19 protein-coding genes are annotated in these 22,354 nt (G+C 45.8%); 14 read left to right on the top strand and 5 right to left on the bottom strand.

The window, feature by feature from the left end; genetic code table 11:
- The first annotated feature begins 1 nt into the window (after position 1).
- The 9 genes from urtE (at position 2) to ureG (ending at position 6,811) form a co-directional block, all read left to right on the top strand.
- Entirely contained in the window at positions 2-697 is a 696-nt protein-coding gene (gene urtE / locus AACT19_RS00715; protein ID WP_054542217.1) for an urea ABC transporter ATP-binding subunit UrtE, read from the top strand.
- Positions 694-1,641 carry an urease accessory protein UreD gene (locus AACT19_RS00710; protein ID WP_076644803.1) on the top strand — a complete coding sequence of 316 codons (948 nt, stop codon included), beginning with the start codon at positions 694-696 and terminating at the stop codon, positions 1,639-1,641. The genes urtE and AACT19_RS00710 overlap by 4 nt, the downstream gene beginning before the upstream one ends.
- Before the next feature lie 133 nt (positions 1,642-1,774).
- Entirely contained in the window at positions 1,775-2,077 is a 303-nt protein-coding gene (ureA, locus tag AACT19_RS00705; protein WP_004735119.1) for an urease subunit gamma, read from the top strand.
- Between the two features lie 11 nt (positions 2,078-2,088).
- The gene (locus AACT19_RS00700) at positions 2,089-2,424 is read left to right on the top strand and encodes an urease subunit beta (protein WP_076644802.1); all 336 of its coding nucleotides are present in this window, start codon (positions 2,089-2,091) and stop codon (positions 2,422-2,424) included.
- A gap of 39 nt (positions 2,425-2,463) precedes the next feature.
- Entirely contained in the window at positions 2,464-4,167 is a 1,704-nt protein-coding gene (gene ureC / locus AACT19_RS00695; protein ID WP_017084416.1) for an urease subunit alpha, read from the top strand.
- Between the two features lie 112 nt (positions 4,168-4,279).
- Positions 4,280-4,732 carry an urease accessory protein UreE gene (gene ureE / locus AACT19_RS00690; RefSeq protein WP_004735122.1) on the top strand — a complete coding sequence of 151 codons (453 nt, stop codon included), beginning with the start codon at positions 4,280-4,282 and terminating at the stop codon, positions 4,730-4,732.
- A gap of 74 nt (positions 4,733-4,806) precedes the next feature.
- A complete protein-coding gene (locus AACT19_RS00685; protein ID WP_076644801.1) occupies positions 4,807-5,403 on the top strand; it encodes a HupE/UreJ family protein in 597 nt (198 codons plus the stop codon).
- 42 nt (positions 5,404-5,445) lie between these two features.
- A complete protein-coding gene (locus AACT19_RS00680; RefSeq protein WP_076644800.1) occupies positions 5,446-6,126 on the top strand; it encodes an urease accessory protein UreF in 681 nt (226 codons plus the stop codon).
- Between the two features lie 46 nt (positions 6,127-6,172).
- Positions 6,173-6,811, top strand: coding sequence for an urease accessory protein UreG (gene ureG, locus AACT19_RS00675; protein WP_076644799.1), 639 nt, complete (start codon positions 6,173-6,175; stop codon positions 6,809-6,811).
- 107 nt (positions 6,812-6,918) lie between these two features.
- Here ureG and xseA read toward each other — a convergent pair whose 3' ends face one another.
- Positions 6,919-8,265, bottom strand: coding sequence for an exodeoxyribonuclease VII large subunit (gene xseA, locus AACT19_RS00670; RefSeq protein WP_076644798.1), 1,347 nt, complete (start codon positions 8,263-8,265; stop codon positions 6,919-6,921).
- Positions 8,266-8,534: 269 nt separating this feature from the next.
- Here xseA and guaB point away from each other — a divergent pair, with 269 nt between their 5' ends.
- From guaB to AACT19_RS00645, 5 genes are all read left to right on the top strand, one after another.
- A complete protein-coding gene (gene guaB / locus AACT19_RS00665) occupies positions 8,535-9,998 on the top strand; it encodes an IMP dehydrogenase (protein WP_004735127.1) in 1,464 nt (487 codons plus the stop codon).
- Between the two features lie 202 nt (positions 9,999-10,200).
- Complete coding sequence (guaA, locus tag AACT19_RS00660; RefSeq protein ID WP_017079884.1) at positions 10,201-11,754, top strand: glutamine-hydrolyzing GMP synthase; 1,554 nt, start codon at positions 10,201-10,203, stop codon at positions 11,752-11,754.
- A gap of 323 nt (positions 11,755-12,077) precedes the next feature.
- A complete protein-coding gene (locus tag AACT19_RS00655; RefSeq protein WP_076644797.1) occupies positions 12,078-13,787 on the top strand; it encodes a chitinase in 1,710 nt (569 codons plus the stop codon).
- 276 nt (positions 13,788-14,063) lie between these two features.
- The gene (locus AACT19_RS00650) at positions 14,064-15,614 is read left to right on the top strand and encodes a Na+/H+ antiporter NhaC family protein (protein ID WP_076644796.1); all 1,551 of its coding nucleotides are present in this window, start codon (positions 14,064-14,066) and stop codon (positions 15,612-15,614) included.
- Positions 15,615-16,161: 547 nt separating this feature from the next.
- Positions 16,162-16,755: an acetate uptake transporter gene (locus AACT19_RS00645; RefSeq protein ID WP_004735131.1), complete on the top strand. Its 594-nt coding sequence runs from the start codon at positions 16,162-16,164 to the stop codon at positions 16,753-16,755.
- 159 nt (positions 16,756-16,914) lie between these two features.
- Here the strand turns inward: AACT19_RS00645 and AACT19_RS00640 are convergent, their stop codons facing one another.
- The 4 genes from AACT19_RS00640 to AACT19_RS00625 all read right to left on the bottom strand — a co-directional run bounded on the left by AACT19_RS00640 (position 16,915) and on the right by AACT19_RS00625 (position 22,325).
- Complete coding sequence (locus AACT19_RS00640) at positions 16,915-18,462, bottom strand: alanine/glycine:cation symporter family protein (RefSeq protein WP_017084421.1); 1,548 nt, start codon at positions 18,460-18,462, stop codon at positions 16,915-16,917.
- Between the two features lie 456 nt (positions 18,463-18,918).
- Entirely contained in the window at positions 18,919-20,274 is a 1,356-nt protein-coding gene (locus AACT19_RS00635; RefSeq protein WP_076644795.1) for an MBL fold metallo-hydrolase, read from the bottom strand.
- A gap of 147 nt (positions 20,275-20,421) precedes the next feature.
- On the bottom strand, positions 20,422-21,189 hold the full coding sequence (locus AACT19_RS00630) for a 1-acylglycerol-3-phosphate O-acyltransferase (protein ID WP_076644794.1): 768 nt from the start codon (positions 21,187-21,189) through the stop codon (positions 20,422-20,424).
- A gap of 197 nt (positions 21,190-21,386) precedes the next feature.
- The gene (locus AACT19_RS00625) at positions 21,387-22,325 is read right to left on the bottom strand and encodes a hypothetical protein (RefSeq protein ID WP_017091456.1); all 939 of its coding nucleotides are present in this window, start codon (positions 22,323-22,325) and stop codon (positions 21,387-21,389) included.
- Positions 22,326-22,354: the final 29 nt, after the last annotated feature.

Below are 22,354 nucleotides of genomic sequence, written 5' to 3'. Positions count from 1 at the left end.
GATGCTAGAGGTTAAATCAGTTAATCAATATTACGGTGAGAGCCACACGCTGTGGGATTTGGATATGCAGATCCCTGAAGGCAAGTGCACAGTGTTAATGGGACGAAACGGTGTCGGTAAAACGACGTTGCTGCAATGCATCATGGGGCTAGTTAAGGTCGAGAGCGGTGACATTTCGTTATCGGGTGAGTCTCTTCTTAAAACCGATGCCGAAGAGCGTGCTCGCCAAGGTATCGGTTATGTGCCGCAAGGTCGCCAGATCTTTCCGATGCTCACGGTTCAAGAAAACCTAGAAGTAGGCTTGCCGATTCGCGAAAAGGGCGACCGTAAGATCCCAGAGTTCATCTTCGATATATTCCCAGTGTTAAAAGAGATGTTGCATCGCCGCGGTGGTGACTTATCTGGTGGTCAACAGCAGCAACTGGCGATTGGGCGTGCGCTGGTGGTTAATCCCAAGCTGTTGATCTTGGATGAACCGACAGAAGGTATTCAGCCCAATATTGTGCAAGAGATTGGCGACATCATTCGCATGCTCAACGAGAAGATGGGACTCACCGTCCTGCTTGTTGAACAGAAGCTGCCATTTGCGAGAAAGGTCGGTGACCGATTTTGCATTATCGACCGTGGTCGTCAGGTAGCTGAAGGTGAAATGAAAGGGCTCAATGAGTCCCTGATTAAGGAGTACCTAACCGTATGAGCTCTCTATATTCTTCGAGTGAAGCAATAAATGCTTCTTTAGCGGGAGTGTTGTCTCTGAATGAGACCATCGAACAAGATATTCGAGACGGTTGGCAAGCGAGCTTAAACCTCACCTTTGTTGACCGCGGTGATAAAACCGTTTTAAAGAATCGTCAGCAGTCTGGTCCGCTTGCGGTGCAGCGCCCCTTGTATCCTGATGGGGAAACGTGTCACACCTACTTACTCCATCCCCCCGGCGGAGTGGTAGGTGGTGACACTCTCAATATTGAAGCGACCATCGAAAGCGGTGCGCATGCGTTGATCACCACACCCGGTGCGACCAAGTTTTACCGCTCAAACAACAAGTACGCCAAGCAGAAGCAGACCCTGCGAGTGAAGAAAGATGCACGCTTAGAATGGATGCCGCAAGAGAACATCTTTTTCCCGAATGCACACGTTCGTTTAGACACTGAAATTCGCCTAGAAAAGGGTGCACAATTTTGGGGGTGGGAGATGCACTGTTTTGGACGCCCTGCACAGAATGAGGGATTCGAGCATGGTCACCTCGTTGGGAAAACAGAAATCTATCTTGATAATCAAAGGCTTCTGACTGAAGGTTTTAATTTTCACGGTGGCGATAAGTTAATGATAAATATGGGCTTACTTGATTATTCAATGATGGGAACCTTTTATATTACCTCAAATAAGAAGCAAGATTTAGAGTTGGTACAGAGCTTGCTCTTATCTATTACACAGCAAGCTTCACAGCAATCAGTTACATCAAAAACGTCGAGTGAACCCACATTAATATTGGGCGCGACTCAGATAGAAGGATTGATTGTGGTGCGAGCCTTGGGTAATTGGAGTGAAGATATCCTCCAGGCCTTTGGTCAGATATGGCAAGCAACTCGCTCTCATTTATGTGGTACGACTCCTGATTTACCAAGGATTTGGGCGACTTAGCGATTAGCCCTTTTTGTACCTAGGGTGACTTCCGACCCTAGGTACATTTTTTCAAGCTTGCTGTCATTGAATCCCACTTACTGCTCATGCGTTTTTGAGCAATAAGAAAACAACACTAACAGCGGGCGGCTAAATGGAATTAACACCAAGAGAAAAAGATAAGCTACTTATCTTCTGCGCAGGAATGCTGGCACAGCAGCGCAAACAAAAAGGCTTAAAACTCAACTATCCAGAATCTATTGCACTGATCAGCAGTGCCATTCTCGAAGGTGCCCGTGAGGGTAAAACCGTTTCAGAATTGATGGATTTTGGACGCACACTGCTTACTGTCGATGACGTTATGGAGGGGATCCCTTCCATGATCCCTGATGTACAAGTCGAAGCCACTTTTCCTGATGGCACCAAGCTGGTGACCGTTCATGAACCTATCGTGTAGGGAGAAGTAATATGGCTGGTTCCACAAAACAATACTCAGGATTCGTTCCCGGAAAAGTCGAAACCGCTCCCGGTGACATCACTCTCAATGAAGGCCGTGACACAACGTCCGTTAAGGTTCAAAACATTGGCGATCGTCCTGTTCAAATTGGCTCTCATTACCACTTCTATGAAGCAAACCCTTCGCTGATCTTTGACCGAGAAGCCACTAAAGGCTTTCGACTCAATATCCCTGCGGGTACTGCAACCCGCTTTGAGCCGGGTCAGTCGCGCAGCGTCGAGTTAGTGCATTACGCCGGTAAGTTAGAGATCTATGGCTTCCAAGGAAAAGTGATGGGCAAGCTATAAGCGCTTCCACGGAATAATGAAAACAACAAAGGATTGAACATGGCGACGATATCCAGACAGGCTTATGCCGAAATGTTTGGGCCAACAGTCGGTGATCGAGTGCGTCTTGCTGACACCGATTTATGGCTAGAAGTTGAAAAAGATTACACCGTATATGGCGACGAAGTGAAGTTCGGCGGGGGCAAAGTTATCCGTGATGGACAAGGGCAAAGCCAACGTCCAAGTGCCGAAACTCCAGATTTGGTGATCACTAACGCGATTGTGTTGGATTACTGGGGCATCGTAAAAGCCGATGTCGCAGTCAAAGATGGTCGAGTTCAGGCATTGGGCAAAGCGGGCAACCCAGATGTTCAACCGGGCGTTGATATTGTGATTGGCCCGGGCACGGAGATTTTAGCCGGTGAAGGTTCAATCCTGACTGCTGGTGGCATTGATTCACACATCCACTTTATTTGCCCACAACAGATTGAAGAAGCACTGGCGTCGGGTGTGACAACCATGATCGGCGGCGGCACTGGGCCAAACACTGGCACTAACGCAACCACATGCACTCCGGGGCCTTGGAACATGCACCGCATGCTGGAATCGCTCGATCAATTCCCAATGAACTTTGGTTTGTTAGGCAAAGGCAATGCCAGCCAGCCAGAAGCTCTACGCGAACAAGTAGCGGCAGGTGCAGTGGGTTTGAAGTTGCACGAAGACTGGGGAACAACCCCTGCTTCAATCGATACCTGCTTAAGTGTTGCTGACGAGATGGACGTACAAGTCGCGATTCATACCGATACCTTGAATGAGTCTGGTTTTGTTGAATCGACACTTGGCGCAATCGGTGATCGCGTGATTCATACCTATCACACCGAAGGTGCGGGCGGTGGTCATGCTCCCGATATTATTCGTGCTGCAGGTGAGCCGAACGTTTTGCCCTCCTCAACCAATCCAACACGACCTTACACCATCAATACCGTCGATGAGCATTTGGATATGTTGATGGTGTGTCATCACCTTTCACCATCGATTGCTGAAGATGTTGCGTTCGCCGAATCGCGTATTCGCCGTGAAACCATTGCCGCAGAAGACATTCTTCATGACTTAGGCGCGTTCTCGATGATCGCTTCGGATTCACAAGCTATGGGGCGAGTGGGTGAAGTAATAACTCGAACTTGGCAAACCGCGCACAAGATGAAAGTTCAGCGCGGCAGCCTAAAAGAAGATTCAGACTACAGCGATAACTTCCGATTAAGACGCTATGTCGCTAAGTACACCATCAACCCAGCGATCACTCATGGTATGTCTCATGAAATCGGCTCTATTGAAGCAGGAAAGCTGGCGGATTTAGTGTTGTGGAAGCCCGCTTTCTTTGGTGTGAAACCGAGTGTGATTTTGAAAGGCGGTATGATCGCCATGGCGCCGATGGGTGACCCAAATGCTTCAATCCCAACCCCTCAGCCAGTTCACTACCGTTCAATGTTTGGTAGCTACGGCAAGGCATGTCAAAACACATCAATGTTGTTTGTTTCTAAGGAAGCCAAGGCGCAGAACATTGATAAGCAATTGGGTTTGCAGAGCTTGATTGGTGTTGTGAGCAACTGCCGAAATATCAGCAAAGCCGACATGAAGCTCAACGATTGGATGCCAAAAATTGAGGTGGATTCTCAGACGTATCAAGTACGCGCCGATGGTGAACTGCTAACGTGTGAGCCTGCTGAAGAACTACCAATGGCACAACGGTATTTTCTATTTTAAGAGCTCGGCTGAGGGCTTGAGGGCTCTTGTTCTAGCTCTTAGCTAAGGGCTTTTAGGCTGAAGGCTCCTAATTTAAACGTTATAAATCTCACAAGGAGATTGAGGTAATAGCATGATTGAACTGACTCAACTGAATACTCAAATACAAAATGCACCGGATGGCTATTTGAGCCTGCCGATCGATAGCCGTATTAAGAGCCGTCTTAAGGTGATGTTAGATGACGGACGTAATGCCGGCCTGTTTCTACCGCGAGGTCATATCTTGCGTGGCGGCGAACAACTCTCAAGTGAATGCGGTTTAGTCGTAGAAGTGAAAGCGGCACCGGAAACCGTTTCAACCGTTTATTGTGAAGACTTGCTCCTGTTAACGCGAGTGGCGTATCACCTTGGCAACCGTCATGTTCCGCTGCAAGTAGAAGCGGGTTGGGTTCGTTACCAACACGACCATGTTTTGGATGAAATGGTTGAAGGCTTAGGCGCGAAAGTGACCACCGAGAAACAACCGTTTGAACCAGAAGGCGGTGCTTATGGCGGTCGCTCAGGTGGACATCATCACCATCATTAATCGAGTCATTGATGACTCACTAAACGATTTATATAACAACAAATATTAATAACTATAAACGCAAGGAACTCGCGATGAACTTTAAAACAGCTGCAGGCTTATGCACTTTCACAATAGCTTCTCTAACAACATCAACATTGGCTTTCGCTCACCCAGGACATGGGGCGCATTCGGTTCATGAGTCTCACTCGTTTATGTCTGGCTTAACTCACCCTGTGACTGGCATGGATCATCTGATCATGCTGATCGCTTTCGGTTTATTAATTGGCGCACTGTCATTTTCCACCAAGACAAAAGCAGCTCTGATTGGCGGTGGATTGGTGTCTTTAGTGGTAGGGCTTATCGCAGGCCAAGCCTTAGGTTTCTCTGTGATTGTTGAGCCTGCCATTATCGCTTCTCTGTTTGTCGTCAGCTTATGTTTATGGCATGTATTCTCACCATCAACCAAGCGTGTAAACAGCGTATTAGTTGCTTCGATTGCTATGTTGTTCTTCCATGGTTACGCACACGGCGTTGAAGCCGCGAGCAACCTGACTCAGTTCGCAACAGGCATGAGTATCAGTGCTTTGGCTCTGATGGTTATCGGTACTTTTGTTGGTCGCGCGGTTTACTCTAAATGGTTGTCAGTCGGCGTGGCTTCAGCAAGCGCACTATTGTTGTTAGGCGCGTAGGCTCTCGAACTTATTTGATTCTGGAAGACTGAGGGCACGATTATGACCACAACAGAAAATGTAGCCGTCTATCGTCTGTTTCAATTGATCAGTCCATCGTTGCCGATTGGTGGGTTCACTTATTCGCAAGGCTTAGAGTTAGCGGTTGAAGCGGGGTGGGTGACCGATCGCAACAGCATGGAACAGTGGCTTAATACCATCGTCAGTTCCAGTGTCGCAACTTTGGAATTACCTATCTTAGAGCGTCTTTATCACGCGCTAGAAAAGGGTGAAATCGATGAGATTGAGCATTGGTGTAACTACTTATACTCAAGCCGTGAAACCAGTGAGTTGCGAGCGGAAGAAAAGCAGCGTGGGCATGCATTGAACACCTTGTTGAAGCGCTTGGATATCGATATTTCGCTGGTGGATTCTGTTGATAGTCACCCAAACCAATTGTTGGGCATGTGTATGGCGGCTCAGCATTGGGGTATTGATTTAGAGAGCCTCAAGCAAGGTTACTTATGGAGTTGGCTTGAAAATATCGTTACCGCAGGGGTCAAGTTGGTGCCTTTAGGTCAAACCGACGGGCAGTTGGCACTGATTAATATCACCAACACCTTTCCTGAGGTGATCGAAAAGGCACGCTCGATAGAAGATTGGATGATAGGTAGCTTTTCGCCATCAATGGCATTAGCAAGTTCACTGCACGAAACACAATACACGAGACTATTTCGTTCGTAGCGGTCAGCACAAACGATGTAGTAAAAAGAATATAAGGAAGTAGACAATGGAAAGTTATAAGCAACCACTTCGAATTGGTATTGGCGGCCCGGTAGGGTCTGGTAAAACAGCATTGTTAGAGGTGCTATGTAAGGCGATTAGAGACAAGCTCAACATTGCCGTAGTAACCAATGATATCTACACCCAAGAAGACGCAAAGATTCTCACGCGAGCTGAAGCTCTGGAACCGGATCGCATCATTGGTGTTGAAACAGGTGGCTGCCCGCACACGGCGATTCGTGAAGATGCCTCGATGAACCTTGCTGCAGTCGAAGAGCTGGCTAAGCGGCATAAGAACCTTGATGTGGTGTTTGTAGAGAGCGGTGGCGACAACCTCAGTGCCACGTTCAGCCCTGAATTAGCCGACCTTACTATCTATGTAATCGATGTGGCGGAAGGGGAGAAGATCCCACGTAAAGGCGGGCCGGGTATTACACGTTCTGATCTGTTGGTTATCAATAAGATCGATTTAGCACCGTATGTAGGTGCGTCGCTTGAAGTGATGGAACAAGACACTCAACGCATGCGACCAACTAAGCCATACGTGTTCACCAACCTAAAAGAGAGCCAAGGTTTAGATTTCATTATCAACTTTATTGTGACCGAAGGGATGCTGACCATGAAGGAGCCTTCTACGACTGAGTAGGATTTGAATCAGGTCGTTTCTTTTGAAGCCAGTAGACACAAAAAAGCCCTGTCGATTATTCGATAGGGCTTTCTGGTTTTAAATGATTTTTAACGTCCTAGTTGAATCTAAAGCTCGCTCTTCGCGACTCTTGTTGTCACTTGCGACTCAATTACACCGTCTTCAACTTGGGTGGTGATCACTTCACCCACCTCAACATCGTTGATTGATGACACAGTCTTGCTCGATGCGGAATGAGTAATGCTGTAGCCACGCTTTAGGGTTGCAAGTGGACTAACGGTCTCTAACTTCTCGGCAGCCATGGCTAGCTGGTGGCGAGTGGTTAGCAGTGTTTTATCCATCGCATCTAATAGCTTTTGCTCTGAACGTTGTAGATGCAGTTTTTGTTCACCAAGGCGCTTCACTGGTGAGTTCAACTGAAGCTGGTGCTGTTTACGTTCAACACGCTGTGCATGCTGCTTTAAGTATTGGGTCATACCGCGACGTAAACGCATGTCTAAGTCATCAAGCTGCTGACTCTGCTTTTGCAGTTGGTAGCTCGGGTGTTTTTTCTCTAAGCGGTATTTCAACGTTTGAGTTGATTGTGCTTGTTTGATTAACACATGACGAATCGCACTCACTAAGCGAGCACGTTTAGAGGCATAAGCTTGCTCTTTATGACTGTTGTCACGGCTAACCAATTCAGCGGCTGCTGATGGCGTTGGAGCACGCATGTCTGCGACGAAATCGGCGATAGTGACATCAACTTCGTGGCCAACGGCGCTGATAATCGGGATCTGGCTTGCTGCAATAGTGCGAGCAACGATCTCGTTATTGAAACACCATAAGTCTTCTAATGAACCGCCGCCACGACCAACGATCAATACGTCACACTCGTTGCGCTCATTGGCACGTCCAATCGCTTGAGCGATCTGAATCGAAGCTCCTTCACCTTGTACCATGGTCGGATACACGATGACTGGCAATGACGGGTCGCGTCTTTTCAGTACATCGAGAATATCGAAGAGGGCTGCGCCTGTTTTAGAGGTGATGACACCGACGCACTTAGGATGTTCTGGCAGAATCTGCTTACTGGATTGAGCAAATAAGCCTTCCGCCGCTAAGTTCATCTTAAGTTTTTCAAATTCTTGCTGAAGCTTACCATCACCCTCTGGCTGCATGCTTTCGATGATCAGTTGATAGTCACCGCGTGGCTCATAAAGAGACAAACGTGCTTTGACTAAAACTTGATTACCGTTCTGGGGCTTAAAAGTCACACGGCGGTTATTGCCACGAAACATAGCGCACTTAACTTGAGCGCGAGAGTCTTTAAGCGTGAGGTACCAGTGACCAGAGACAGGTGCAGAGAAATTTGAGATTTCACCAACGAGCCAGACTATTCCCATTTCGTTTTCTAATAGGAGACGAACCTCTGAGTTGAGGCGAGAAACAGTAAAGATGTTTGGATTAGTCATAGAAGCACTATCTTTCCTTGAAGGAAGGTCTTTCTTGGAATCTCACAGGGCGTGAGTATGGAAGATAGCGGCAATATAATACATAGCAAGGGGGTAAATGCAAATTAAAAATACAAAAATGTGTAGCCAAGCGATTTCGTTGGCCGTATAATCCGTCCGCAATATCTAATCCAAATGCAGTTTGATTTTCCTTAATTGGCTGCCCTCATTAGGCGAAACGATGAGATTGGATTGTTTCTTTTTACTCCTATTATTGTGAGATATTGCAAATGCTAAGAATTGCCAAAGAAGCGCTGACATTCGACGACGTACTGCTAGTGCCAGCACACTCCACCGTTCTCCCTAATACAGCTGATCTTCGCACTCAGCTGACGAAGAATATTTCCCTAAACATCCCAATGATCTCTGCATCGATGGATACTGTGACAGAAGCTCGCCTAGCGATTGCACTGGCACAAGAAGGCGGAATCGGCTTCATTCATAAGAACATGTCTATTGAACAGCAAGCAGAAATGGTTCGCCAGGTTAAAATTTACGAAGCAGGTGTGGTTTCTCACCCTGTTACTGTAAACCCTGATGCGACAATCGCTGATGTTGTAGCCCTTACTCAAAAACACGGCTTTGCCGGTTTCCCTGTTGTTACTGAAACAAACGAACTTGTTGGTATTATTACTGGCCGTGACGTTCGCTTTGTGACTGACCTTTCTAAGAAAGTTGATGTAGTAATGACGCCTAAAGCTCGCCTTGCTTCTGTTAAAGAAGGTGCAACTCGTGAAGAAGTTCAAGAGAAAATGCACGAAGCGCGTGTTGAAAAAGTTCTTGTTGTAAATGATGACTTCCAACTAACTGGAATGATCACTGCGAAAGATTTCCATAAAGCAGAACGTAAACCAAACGCTTGTAAAGATGAGCGCGGCAGCCTACGTGTAGGTGCAGCTGTTGGTGCTGGTGCTGGTAACGAAGAGCGCGTAGCTGCTCTTGTTGAAGCTGGCGTAGACGTTCTACTTATCGACTCTTCACACGGTCACTCTGAAGGCGTACTTAACCGTATCCGTGATACGCGTGCTGCATACCCTGATCTACAAATCATCGGTGGTAACGTAGCAACTGGCGCTGGCGCTCGTGCTCTTATCGAAGCGGGTGTTAGTGCGGTTAAAGTAGGTATCGGCCCGGGTTCAATCTGTACGACTCGTATCGTTACTGGTGTTGGTGTTCCGCAAGTAACAGCAATCGCAGACGCAGCTGAAGTAGCAAACGAATACGGTATTCCAGTAATCGCAGATGGCGGCATTCGCTTCTCTGGCGATATCTGTAAAGCTATCGTTGCTGGCGCATCTTGTGTGATGGTTGGTTCAATGTTCGCGGGTACTGAAGAAGCACCGGGTGAAGTTATCCTTTATAACGGTCGTTCTTACAAGTCTTACCGTGGTATGGGTTCTCTTGGCGCTATGTCTCAAGGTTCTTCTGACCGTTACTTCCAATCTGACAACGCTGCAGACAAGCTTGTTCCAGAAGGTATTGAAGGTCGTATCGCATACAAAGGTCGTCTAAAAGAGATCGTTCACCAACAGATGGGCGGTCTACGCTCAAGCATGGGCCTAACGGGTTCTGCAACTGTTGAAGACATGCGTACTAAAGCTGAGTTTGTTCGTATCTCTGGTGCGGGCATGAAAGAATCTCACGTACACGATGTTCAAATCACGAAAGAAGCACCTAACTACCGTTTAGGTTAATAATACGTCCGAACGTTTGAATAATGTGCTGATTTAGTCGGCACATTATTTTATCTACCATCTGTTTTGTTAAAAGTCCGATTTTCTCAAAACACGTGGTTAAAGATATCTAACGAAAACGTTTGCTTTATTTCTTGAAGAGTTAATCAGAGGTGAGTAAACTCGCCTCCGTTTTATCACATAGCCAATAAGACTGCTTACAATGACTAAAAATATTCATGACCAACGTATTCTAATTCTGGACTTCGGTTCTCAATACACACAGCTAGTAGCTCGTCGTATTCGTGAGATCGGTGTTTACTGTGAACTTTGGAGCTGGGACGTAGAAGAAGCGGATATTCGTGAATTCAATCCAGACGGCATCATCCTATCTGGTGGCCCTGAAAGTGTAACGGAAGAGAATTCTCCACGTGCACCTCAGTACGTATTTGATTCAGGTGTTCCTGTCTTCGGTATCTGCTACGGCATGCAAACTATGGCTGAGCAACTTGGCGGTAAAGTAGCAACGTCTACTGAGCGCGAGTTCGGCTACGCAGCGGTACAAGTAACGGGTGAATCTGCACTTTTCGCTGACCTTGAGACAACTCAAGACGTTTGGATGAGCCACGGTGACAAAGTGGTTGAAATCCCTGCTGATTTTACAAAAATCGCAGAGACAGACACTTGCCCATATGCAGCAATGGCAAACGAAGATAAGAAATACTACGGTGTTCAATTCCACCCAGAAGTAACGCACACTAAAAACGGCCTAAAAATGCTTGAGAACTTCGTTCTTAACGCGTGTGGTTGTGAAGGTCTGTGGACTTCAGCGTCTATCATTGAAGATGCAGTTGCACGCATTAAAGAACAAGTAGGTGACGACGAAGTTATCCTTGGTCTTTCTGGTGGTGTTGATTCATCTGTAGTAGCGATGCTTGCTCACCGAGCTATCGGCGACAAACTAACATGTGTATTTGTTGATAACGGCCTTCTTCGTTTAAACGAAGGCGAGCAGGTTATGGACATGTTTGGTGACAAATTCGGCCTTAACATCATTAAAGTTGATGCTGAAGAACGTTTCCTTAACGCTCTGGAAGGCGAAGCTGAACCAGAAGCGAAACGTAAGATCATCGGTCACGTATTCGTAGATATCTTCGACGAAGAGTCTAAGAAACTGAAGAATGCTAAATGGCTTGCTCAGGGTACTATCTACCCAGACGTAATCGAGTCTGCAGCATCTAAGACTGGCAAAGCACACGTAATCAAATCTCACCACAACGTTGGTGGTCTTCCTGATGATATGGAAATGGGCCTTGTTGAGCCTCTACGTGAGCTGTTTAAAGATGAAGTACGCAAGATCGGCCTAGAGCTTGGTCTTCCATACAACATGCTTTATCGCCACCCATTCCCGGGTCCAGGTCTAGGTGTTCGTGTACTTGGCGAAGTGAAGAAAGAGTACTGTGATTTACTGCGTCGCGCTGATGCTATCTTCATTGAAGAGCTTCACGCTGCTGACCTTTACCACAAAGTATCTCAAGCATTCACGGTATTCCTACCAGTACGTTCAGTTGGCGTAATGGGCGATGGCCGTAAGTACGATTGGGTTGTATCTCTACGTGCTGTAGAAACTATCGACTTCATGACTGCTCACTGGGCACACCTACCATACGACTTCCTTGGTAAGGTTTCTAACCGTATTATCAACGAAGTTAACGGCATTTCACGTGTTGTTTACGATATTTCTGGTAAGCCACCAGCAACTATCGAGTGGGAATAATCTCTTAGAGATTTAACCAGTTTTGATTTAGCTATTATTTGACTTAGCCATGATTTGACTTAGTTATTAAAAGCCTCGAACTCAGTTCGGGGCTTTTTTATTTCTGACTCAGGGTATTAAAAGCTTATAGCTGACAACTAAACACCAAATCAGTTGGAAACTAGATATCAGCTCAAGAAACCATGAGACGCTTTGTTGTGTTGAGCTATATATCAAAAAGATCACTCGCACTTTTTATAAATTCACACCGCTACAGCTAGGCCATTTCACATGTGAAGCATACTCTTTGATGGACTTATTAAGGACAGATAAGAGAATCCATCATGTTAAAAATCAAATATTTGGCGACAGTGCTCGGCTGCACATTAGCAGCGCAAAGTCATGCGTCTTTGAACATCCAACCTGATCCGCAAAACCCGAATGGTTACCTTGTTGAAAAATCGGCATTACAAGCTGCTGAACAAGCGAAAACATCCGATCCTATGTATGCGATCTGGTCACAAGCATTACAAACTCGTTCCAATAGTATTGTTGAAGCGATAGAACCGGGCTTAGCCTCGAATCCTGAAAACGTGAAACGAGTCGAGCGTGTGTTCCCTCAATCTGAATGGGACTTCCTCACTCAGATGGCTGCGCCAGAATACACATACACTCGCTTCTTACGCGCGATTGGTAAATTCCCAGCCTTCTGTGGAGAGTACACCGACGGCCGTGACTCCGACGCCATCTGTAAAAAGTCCATTATTACGGCCTTTGCTCATTTCTCACAAGAGACGGGCGGTCACATCGCGATAGACAACACCTCTGATAACCCATTAGCTCTAGAAGAGTGGCAGCAAGCGCTGGTGCATGTTCGTGAAATGGGTTGGTCTGAAGGCCAAGAAGGTTATACCACGGGTTGTGGTCAGAACGATTGGCAGAATGCACGTTGGCCATGTGCCGCGGGGCAGGGTTACTTCGGACGTGGTGCTAAACAGCTTTCTTACCATTTTAACTACGGCGCGTTCTCGGAAGTGATGTTTGATGGTGATGCGACGGTTCTATTGAATAATCCAGGCTTGGTTGCTGATTCTTGGTTGAACTTGGCTTCTGCTATCTGGTTCTTCCTTACGCCTCAAGCTCCTAAACCAGCCATGCTGCACGTGATTGACCGTACTTGGACTCCCTCTCAACGCGAGTTGGATGCGGGAATTGGTTATGGCTTTGGTACCACGATCAACGTGATTAATGGTGGTATCGAGTGTGGTGAGCAGAACAAAGACAAAGGCCAACCCGTTAACCGTATTCGTTATTGGGAAGGGTTAGCAGCGCATTATCAAATTCCTGTAGAGGCGGATGAAGCCAATACTTGTTGGCAGCAAACACCTTACGGAAGCTTGAATCTCAACGGCGCGACCGATGTGCTGTACACCAACTGGGATGGCAACTGGAAATACTACGCAGACCGCCCAGAAGGCTACTCATTTGAATGTGAGTTGGTTGGATTCCAAACGGCATACTCAGCGCTGGTGTCTGGCGATTACGAGAAGTGTGTGACCAACTTTTATGGTTCTCATGCGAGCTGGCCTGAAGTGAAAGTGGTCGATAAGCTTGATCCGGTAGACCCTGGTACTGATCCCGGTGGTAACGGTTGGAGTGCGACGAAGGTTTACAACGCTGGAGACCAAGTTACTCACAATGGTGCAACCTACGAAGCGAAATGGTGGACACAAGGGGATGACCCTGCCAATGGCGGCCCTTGGAAATTGGTTGCTGGAGAGCCAACTCCACCCGTGACAGATCCATCGCCAGTCGATCCTACACCTGTTGATCCTGCTCCGGTAGACCCAACACCAGTTGAACCACCTGTTACCGAGCCGCCTGTCGTCGTTGACCCATCGGTGTTTATCACATGGCAAGCGGGCGTTAGCCAAGTGAGTAATGGCGATAAGGTGGCACATAATGGCAAGTGTTTCGTAGCTAAAAACGGTCCGGGTGTATGGGAAAGCCCTGTTCAATCGAATTGGTTCTGGGATGAAATCACTTGTAATTGATAGTCTGAATACTGAGGACGTGACCTAAGTTACGAGTTCAGTCGTACGACCATAATGATATAAATAGTCAAAAGCCGAAAGTTTCTACTTTCGGCTTTTTTTCGTTTCGAACTTGGCTATCTAAGGAGGGCTATTGGTCTATTTGGCTCTATGTTGAAGCGCATTTAAAGACTAATTATCCAGTTAGAGGATAAAGTTCTGTACAAATGGTGGTTGTGAATTTATATTCAAATTTAATTTATATTTATTCTTTTATTTTAGGGTTAAGGTGTACCTATGGAACAGACAGATATCACGTCACTCATCCCCATTGTGATTACTTTGGTGTTGTCGTTGGCGACAAGGAATGTAGTGATAGGCCTATTTGCAGGCGTGCTGAGTGGTGTGGCAATGCTCACTGGTATGTTTAGCGAACTTAACCCGCTTGATACGTTTGGTACCATGGTGAAAGGTTACTTAGTCCCTCAACTTACCGACAGCTATAACGCAGGTGTGATCATGCTGTTGGTGTTCATCGGTGGCTTTGTTGCTTTGATGGAGAAGTCGGGTGGTGGCGTTGCATTTGCCAAGCGTGTTACTCAATGGGTAAGCAACAAATGCCAAGCTCAATTGTCCGCGTGGTTGGGTGGAATCGTTATATTTTTCTCAGACTTAGGTACTCCGTTAATTGTTGGCCCTGTTTTTCGTCCTCTTTTCGATAAACTAAAACTCTCAAGACAGAAGCTAGCATTCATCATTGATTCAACCTCATCGCCCGTCGCTATTCTTATCCCTTTCATTGGATGGGGCGTTTACATCATGAGTCTGATTCAAAAAGAGTTCACGGCGTTGAATATCAACATGTCTGATTGGGATGCTTTCATCGGTGCGATTCCTTTTCAGTTCTACGCATTCCTCGCGATTTTCATCGTCCCGTTAGTGTCCGTTAAAGGTTTAGACTTTGGGCCAATGGCAAAAGCCGAGCGTGATTGCCAAGCGGGAATTAACTCTGGTGTGAATAACGAATCACTGAATCCGTTCTCGCATAAAAATGCAAAGGCATCTTTTGTCTGGGCACCATTGTTAGTGATGCTGGTGGTGTTGTGTGCCATGTTGGTACCACAAGGTTTCCCATTCCAAAAGGTCGCAGGCTCATCGTTCAGAGCTGCATTATCATCGGCTTACTTCTTTGCGGCGATTACCTTAATCTCGCTAATGGCTTACTACGGTGTAAGAAAGCTTTCAGATGGCGTTTCTGTGTACTTAAAAGGTATGGGAAACATGATGCCAGTCGCGATCATCTTGGTATTGGCTTGGGCGTTAAGCACAGTCGGTAAAGAGTTGGGCGCAGCCGCTTATATTGCCGAGCAAGCACAGAGTGGTTTTCCATACTGGTTAGTACCAGCGGTCGCTTTTTTGTTGTCGGGGATTATTTCATTCGCAACGGGATCGTCGTGGGGAACCTTCGCGATAATGATGCCATTGGTTATTCCAACCGCGATTGCGATTGATGCACCGCTACTCGTCGCAATTGGCGCTGTGTTGTCTGGTGGTTTGTTTGGTGACCATTGCTCACCGATCTCTGAAACAACGATTCTTTCTTCAACAGGGGCAGGGTGTGACCAGTTTGAACACTTTAAGACACAGCTTCCTTATGCGTTGATGAACGGCTCTATCGCTTTGGTTAGTTTTGTAGTGGCAGGCTTTACTGGAAGTGCACTGGTTGTGTTGGGCGCTCTTGTTGCTCAGCTTATTCTTGTGACTCTGTTAGCTAAACGAGATGCGAGTAAAAACGCTTCTTCAGAAGTTCAATCTCAAGTGTCTGAATCTAAACCACAACAAGCGTAATTTAAGATTACAAATGAGAGACTAGATACGGGATGCGAGTAAACGAGTAGCGAAAAGCTCGCTCCCTATCGTTCGTCACTTTATACCTCATATTCCTTACTCTATCCGTCATTCCTTATAGCGAGGTATGAGCGTAGTAGGGAATCTCTCGCGTTTACCGTTGGTGTATATATTGAAAGGCAGATTCCAGATATCTCGTCCCTCGATTCTGGAATGACGATCTAATGAATAGATATGGGATGCGAGTAAACGGGTAACGAAAAGCTCGCCCTCTGTTGCCTACGTTTGCTATTAAGGGGGCGCTTACTCGAATCTAAAGACTCTTTTCGCATCTCGTATCTTTTTTTATAGCGTGATAGGGAATCTGCTTACTTATAGTTTCTATGAATTGATTAGCATTGTTATGAAACCAATTTTCCATAAGATCATTTACACAATCTTAGTTTTCGATAACTGGATTACCTAGTTGAGCGGTTTATAGATTAAAATTTTCTTACAAACTTTGTAGATTTTTTTTAATCAACCACTTTAATAAGGTAAATTCGCAATGTCGACCAAACTAGCTAACCCAGCGCCACTAGGCTTAATGGGTTTCGGTATGACCACTATTCTTCTTAATATCCACAACGCAGGTTTCTTCCCAATGGATTCAATGATCCTTGCGATGGGTATTTTTTACGGTGGTTTAAGCCAAGTTATCGTGGGCACAATGTGTTTCAAACGTGGTGACACGTTCGGTACAACTGCGTTTACTTCTTACGGCCTATTCTGGTTGTCTTTGGTTGGTTTGATTGTAATGCCTTACATGGGTCTACCAGCAAGCCCTGCAGCATTCATGGGTTGGTACCTACTATTATGGGGCATCTTCACAGGCTTCATGTTCATTGGTTCTCTATGCTACCCAGTAGCGAAGCAAGTAGTATTCGGTTCACTCACTATCTTGTTCTTCCTACTTGCAGCTCGTGATTTCACTGGCAGCGAACTAATCGGCACTATCGCTGGTTTTGAAGGTATCTTCTGTGGCGCTTCAGCTATCTACTTTGCTATGGCACAAGTAATCAACAACGAATACGGCCGCACAGTACTGCCTGTTGGTGAGAAGAAAGCACCGCAAATGGCAACACAAGAAATCGCTGCTTAATGCTCTAACTTGGGAACAGTTAGTTTGTTATAAGCCGTTTATTGGTTATGAATAAAACAAAAGGGGTTAGCCGAAATGGCTAACCCCTTTTTTATGCGTTATTAATAGCGCGAGTTAAAGCGATCTATTTATTAAAGCAATCTATTTGTTAAGGTAATCTTAAGCTGAAGGTTGCTCTACAGGTTTAGTGTCTGCAGCTTCTGCTTCAGGAGACTTACCTGTTTTACGCTTGTACTTTTCTTCCCAGTAAGTAGCACCTTTAATGCCTAGTTTTACAGGGTTGAATGTGTACTCAGTTACGCCTTGTTTCTGTTGCTCTTCATAATCAGCAAGTGCTTTAAGCGCAGGCTTAGACATGAAGAAGATGATCAGAATACCAACGATGTTTAACCATGCCATCAAGCCAACACCAACATCACCCATTGCCCATGCAAGGTTAGCTGTTTTGACTGTGCCATAGAAAACTGCAGTGATAAGAACAAGCTTAAGTACGAACATCATGCCAGGGATCTTGATGGTACGACGTAGGTAAGCAATATTCGTTTCAGCGATGTAGTAGTAAGCAAGAATCGTTGTAAATGCGAAGAAGAACAGAGCAAATGCGATGAATGGCTTACCAATACCTGGTAGTGCACTTTCAATAGCAAGCTGTGTAAATACAGGACCATTCGCACCAATGTTTGCTGCTAGGTTCTGAACAAGGAACACACCTTCAGCGCCGCCGTGAACGTTGTAAGCACCAGTGATGATGATCATGAACGCTGTAGCAGAACATACTAGAAGAGTATCGATGTAGATAGAGAACGCTTGTACCAAACCTTGCTGAGCTGGGTGATCGACATTTGCCGCCGCTGCCGCGTGAGGACCAGTACCTTGACCCGCTTCGTTTGAGTAAACACCACGCTTAACACCCCAACCAATTGCAGCACCAAAGCCCGCCATAGGTGTGAATGCATCACCAAGAATCATTCCGAAAACCGCTGGCACTTGGCCGATGTTTAGCAAGATGATAACGAACGCGATAATGATGTAAGCCAATGCCATGAATGGAACAACAATTTGTGTGAAGTTCGCAATACGTTTAACACCACCAAAGATGATGAAAGCAAGGATGATAGCAACAACAGTACCAGTGAAAATTTTAGCGAAACTGAATGTACCGATAGCTGTTTCAATCATGTCGCCTGAGCCAAATGCAGCTTCTACAGCATTACCAATACTGTTTGACTGAACACCTGGAAGCAAAATACCACATGCAAAAATAGTCGAGATAGCGAAGATCCATGCGTACCACTTTTGACCCATTGCTTTTTCAATGTAGTAAGCCGGACCGCCACGGAACTGGCCTTCGTCTTCTTCTTTGTAGATTTGCGCTAGCGTAGATTCTGCGTAAGCAGTCGCGGCGCCAAAGAAGGCTACAACCCACATCCAGAATACTGCACCCGGGCCACCGAAACCGATAGCGGCAGCAACACCAGCAATGTTACCTGTACCTACACGGCCAGATAGCGAAACGGCAAGAGCTTGGAAAGACGAGATGCCTTTTGCAGAGCTTTTACCTGATAGTAGCAAGCGCCACATTTCAAAGAAGTGACGGATTTGAACAAATCGAGTCATGATGGAGTAGAACAAACCTGCACCTAAACATAGGTAGATAAGTACTGGGCTCCAGATTATTCCATTCAAAAAATCAACGAATGACTGCATGAGTATTTTCCCTGTTAGTTTTACTTATGATTGTTTTTCGAACAACACAATACTTCACTTGTAACCCAAGTGTTAAATTATTTAACTGCGCATTAGGATTACTGTGACATAAAGCAAGTTACAGAGGGGGTTTGTTAACGCTTAGTTCTAATTCGATAATCGTTCCATTTAACTTTATATGCAACTGTGTGTATTTATTGGCGTTTTGCAGAGTGAATAAATAGTGATTAATACAAAAATGGAAATTTGAGCCATGCAGATGAGACAAAATCGAGAAAAACAGCGGTTAAAATCGCTTAGCATGAACGGCTGATATATGAGTGGTGAGATGGATTTGATTGGAATATATCACCTGCATCGAGTGATCTCGCAGGTATAAGAAACTGTGTTTTTTGAAGGTTCGATAGTTGAGGATTTCATGTTTACTGAGTGAAAGTGGCTAGTTTGATGCGTGTTTCAAACAACCACAAACCCTCGCTCCTTTAGTTCTTGAGCGAATTCAGACTGAGTATTTGGCTCACCGTGAATCAAATGCACCTCTTTCGGTGGAGTCGCCATGCCTTCTATGAATCGGTAGAGATCTTCTTTATCGGCATGGGCTGAATAGCCAGACATGCCATGAATTTGAGCGTTAACCTCAACGTCTTTGTTATCTATAGAAACCTGCATTTCGCCTTGTTGCAGCTCTCGCCCGAGCGTTCCGTGCGCTTGATAGCCCGCTAAAATCACATCGGTTCGTTTATCGGGAAGTAAGGCGGATAAGTAGTTCATTATCCTGCCGCCCTGACACATTCCAGAAGCTGCGACCACAATCGCGGGTTCACCTGTCGACTTGAGGCGGTTAACGATTTTCTTGTGCATTCTATGCCCATCAACAGTAATGCATTGCTCAAAAGCGAGTGGGTGACGTTTTAGTTCAAGACGTTGCTTTGCTTCTTGTCCCCACAGCCCTTTAAAGCGTCGGTAGGATCGCGTTACTTTCTGAGCCATAGGCGAATCGAGGATGATAGGAATATTGCTGCTGAGTTGATGCTCAAAGATCAGATTTTCGATATCAAACAGCAGTTCTTGTGTTCTGCCTATGCTAAAAGCCGGAATTAAAATAACGCCACCATCAAGCAGCGAACGATCAATGATCGCCTTCAAGCGCTCTGATCGCGTTGCAATATCGTCATGTGTACTAGTGCCGTAAGTGGATTCGATAAACAGATAATCGGCTTGCTGTGGTGGCTTTGGATCCGGCAGTAGTGGTGTGTTACTCGGGCCCAAGTCGCCAGAAAACACAACTACTTCTTGGTTGGGTAACTTAATCTCGATATAGGCAGAACCTAAGATGTGCCCAGCAGGTTGAAAGCGAGCATGCAGAGTATTTGGCCTATGATGATCCTTTCCACTAATTTGCTGTTTAGACATGAGTGGAAACCATTCCCCGTAAGGCTTGGGAGCTATCAACGAATGAATCTTTTTGAGTATCAGCTTCGATTGTTTATTGCTGAGCCCTTGTAGTTTTAACCCATCCTCAATCATTAAAGGAGCGAGTTCGGCGGTGGCTTGCGTGCAATAAATAGGTTGGTTAAATCCACTGGCGAGTAACCAAGGTAATCGGCCAATATGATCAATGTGAGTATGGGTCAGTAGCAGAGCGTTGAGGTGGGACGTTTCAAATTCAATATCAAGAGGGCGTGCGTCCGAACCTTGGGACTCTTTACCTTGAAACAAGCCACAATCGATGAGCACCGCTTGGCCTGAATCTCTTAGTTCGTGACAAGATCCTGTGACAGTATGTTTTCCGCCATGGTGAATCACTTCCATCGTTTACTCCCATTGCTCTTTAAAGCCATTAACGCCTGTTTTTATTTTGCGGATAAGTGCCGGCATGTAAAACAAGAACAATGAGAGTTGCGATCGTTGAGTGTCTTTTTAAGTAACTGAGCGATGACTCAGTGGGTTCGTTGCGAGTTAGCTCGTAGAAGAACCGTCTGAATCCAGTTCTGGTTTTTGCTGCGCCTCTAAACGAGCCACTTCGTCATCAAGCTCTGCTATTTTTTCTGCCATGATTGCGTGACAGCGATTGGCTAGCTCTCTCGCATCGCTGATCTTGTATCCAGACACATCGATAGGTTCAAGCATCTCGGTGATCACAACGCCATTATTAACTCGGTTGAGGTCAATCTTATTGTGTGTGGTGCTGGTACACATCGGGGTGATAGGCACGCCAGCTTCAATCGCCATTCGAAAAGCGCCCGTTTTGAATGGCAGTAGTCCACGCCCTTTACTGCGCGTTCCTTCAGGGTAAACCCAAACAGACAGATCTCGCTGATGAATGGCTTCTGCCACTTGCTTGATGGTATCGCGTGCTTTCGACTTATCTTCGCGGTTAATCATGATGTTACCGGTGATCCAATACAGCAGACCAAAGAAAGGCACATACAACAAATCGCGCTTGCCTAAAGAAACGGTACGAGGCCTTAGCATCCCAGGGTCAGTCACAAAGTCTAATATGCTTTGGTGGTTAGAGATGTAGACGCTTTTTTCTGATGTCGGCGCATTGTCTAGGCCGCGCTGCATCAGTTTTACACCGACGATCTTTTGTAGCTGGTTGAACCAACGACAGAAAACGTACACATGCTTGGGGTTCTTGGGGCTAAACAAGCAGTAAACAAAAGCACAGAGGGTGGTGAAAATAATAAACACCGTAGCCAAAATAATACGAAGAACAGCAAGCACAATTCACTCCTTACTCACCGCAAGATTGCAGTGATTAAATAGTTTTAGATGCTTGAAGTTTTCACTCTATTTAACCGAATTGCAACAATTAACTGTTATAGGGTTCTGTTTTTAGATCTTTATATAAAACAAGGACTAACAATGGGTGTTTGACACGATCATCGAGCTTACACGTGTTCACCAGTAGGTAGGCATGTTCACCAATACTGTTTATTTGGATCCGACTTTTCTATCCATTCAGGATCTTGACGCGACTCTAAATAGAGTTGTAGGCCGTTATAAGACATGAAAGCCGCAGGGCCACCAAGATGCTCGAAATAGTCAAAATAATCATCCTCGAGCGCGCAAAGGTGAGCTAAATCTTTAACGTTATTCATCATTGCCCATTGAATAGCGAACACCGGAGCCGTCGAACCTGAAATGCTGACCTCTTCGACATTTGGGTTGAATAGTGAATTTGCTTGTTCAAGCAGTATCTCTTCTTGTTCAGACTCTTGCTGTAACACCTCTTCGACGATCTCTGAGCGTTTGGTATTAGAGACATTCTTGTTTAGCTTGGCTATTCGTAGTGCGTAGCTAAAACGGTCTGTTGAAACGATGTCGACAAGTTGCGATAGCAGCTCTTTGTCTACGCCCGCAGCCTTGGTGAAATAATCGATACACGAATTGATTGAAGCATAACGAGTACCGTCAAATTCAAAGCCACTGGTTTCGTCGTAGACCTCTATTACAATGTCATCAACGGATAAAGGCCAACCTTTATAGTCGATTCGCTGTTTGGCGATTTGATACATCTTCCAAGCACTGCGCCCAAACCCGCCAAGTGTCGAACCTGAAAAGTCAGAATCAATAAGCTCTTGCTCCGTCCAGTTCTCACCGATGCCTAGGTGCTTTGCGTACTTATCGATGAGTGCGTGTTTTATCTGATCGCGCACCGCCCAAATTGAGGTTAGATCTTTTGCATACCTAACACCCGCGCACTCTTTACAAGCCGGCAGTGCAATCGGTGAGTAGTCTATCTTGGCAATAGCCTGTGCAGTCTTAGGGAATTCAACAACATCATTGGAAGGTTCACCACAAAACCAACAGGTGTGGCGCAGGTTAAATGGGATGTCTATATACGAATATGTGGTCATTAGTCTTTATCGGCTGGGTGTTTGAGGTT

The sequence above is a fragment of the Vibrio sp. 10N.222.47.A9 genome (assembly GCF_963872585.1).
GTDB classification, from domain to species: Bacteria; Pseudomonadota; Gammaproteobacteria; order Enterobacterales; family Vibrionaceae; genus Vibrio; species Vibrio splendidus.
Note: the sequence above shows the minus strand (reverse complement) of the source record. Positions and strands in the feature narration are given on the sequence as shown.

Excerpts from the sequence above, each read along its gene's own strand:
- urtE (WP_054542217.1), top strand. The coding sequence starts at position 2 with ATGCTAGAGGTTAAATCAGTTAATCAATATTACGGTGAGAGCCACACG.
- AACT19_RS00710 (WP_076644803.1), top strand. The coding sequence starts at position 694 with ATGAGCTCTCTATATTCTTCGAGTGAAGCAATAAATGCTTCTTTAGCG.
- ureA (WP_004735119.1), top strand. The coding sequence starts at position 1,775 with ATGGAATTAACACCAAGAGAAAAAGATAAGCTACTTATCTTCTGCGCA.
- AACT19_RS00700 (WP_076644802.1), top strand. The coding sequence starts at position 2,089 with ATGGCTGGTTCCACAAAACAATACTCAGGATTCGTTCCCGGAAAAGTC.
- ureC (WP_017084416.1), top strand. The coding sequence starts at position 2,464 with ATGGCGACGATATCCAGACAGGCTTATGCCGAAATGTTTGGGCCAACA.
- ureE (WP_004735122.1), top strand. The coding sequence starts at position 4,280 with ATGATTGAACTGACTCAACTGAATACTCAAATACAAAATGCACCGGAT.
- AACT19_RS00685 (WP_076644801.1), top strand. The coding sequence starts at position 4,807 with ATGAACTTTAAAACAGCTGCAGGCTTATGCACTTTCACAATAGCTTCT.
- AACT19_RS00680 (WP_076644800.1), top strand. The coding sequence starts at position 5,446 with ATGACCACAACAGAAAATGTAGCCGTCTATCGTCTGTTTCAATTGATC.
- ureG (WP_076644799.1), top strand. The coding sequence starts at position 6,173 with ATGGAAAGTTATAAGCAACCACTTCGAATTGGTATTGGCGGCCCGGTA.
- xseA (WP_076644798.1), bottom strand. The coding sequence starts at position 8,265 with ATGACTAATCCAAACATCTTTACTGTTTCTCGCCTCAACTCAGAGGTT.
- guaB (WP_004735127.1), top strand. The coding sequence starts at position 8,535 with ATGCTAAGAATTGCCAAAGAAGCGCTGACATTCGACGACGTACTGCTA.
- guaA (WP_017079884.1), top strand. The coding sequence starts at position 10,201 with ATGACTAAAAATATTCATGACCAACGTATTCTAATTCTGGACTTCGGT.
- AACT19_RS00655 (WP_076644797.1), top strand. The coding sequence starts at position 12,078 with ATGTTAAAAATCAAATATTTGGCGACAGTGCTCGGCTGCACATTAGCA.
- AACT19_RS00650 (WP_076644796.1), top strand. The coding sequence starts at position 14,064 with ATGGAACAGACAGATATCACGTCACTCATCCCCATTGTGATTACTTTG.
- AACT19_RS00645 (WP_004735131.1), top strand. The coding sequence starts at position 16,162 with ATGTCGACCAAACTAGCTAACCCAGCGCCACTAGGCTTAATGGGTTTC.
- AACT19_RS00640 (WP_017084421.1), bottom strand. The coding sequence starts at position 18,462 with ATGCAGTCATTCGTTGATTTTTTGAATGGAATAATCTGGAGCCCAGTA.
- AACT19_RS00635 (WP_076644795.1), bottom strand. The coding sequence starts at position 20,274 with ATGGAAGTGATTCACCATGGCGGAAAACATACTGTCACAGGATCTTGT.
- AACT19_RS00625 (WP_017091456.1), bottom strand. The coding sequence starts at position 22,325 with ATGACCACATATTCGTATATAGACATCCCATTTAACCTGCGCCACACC.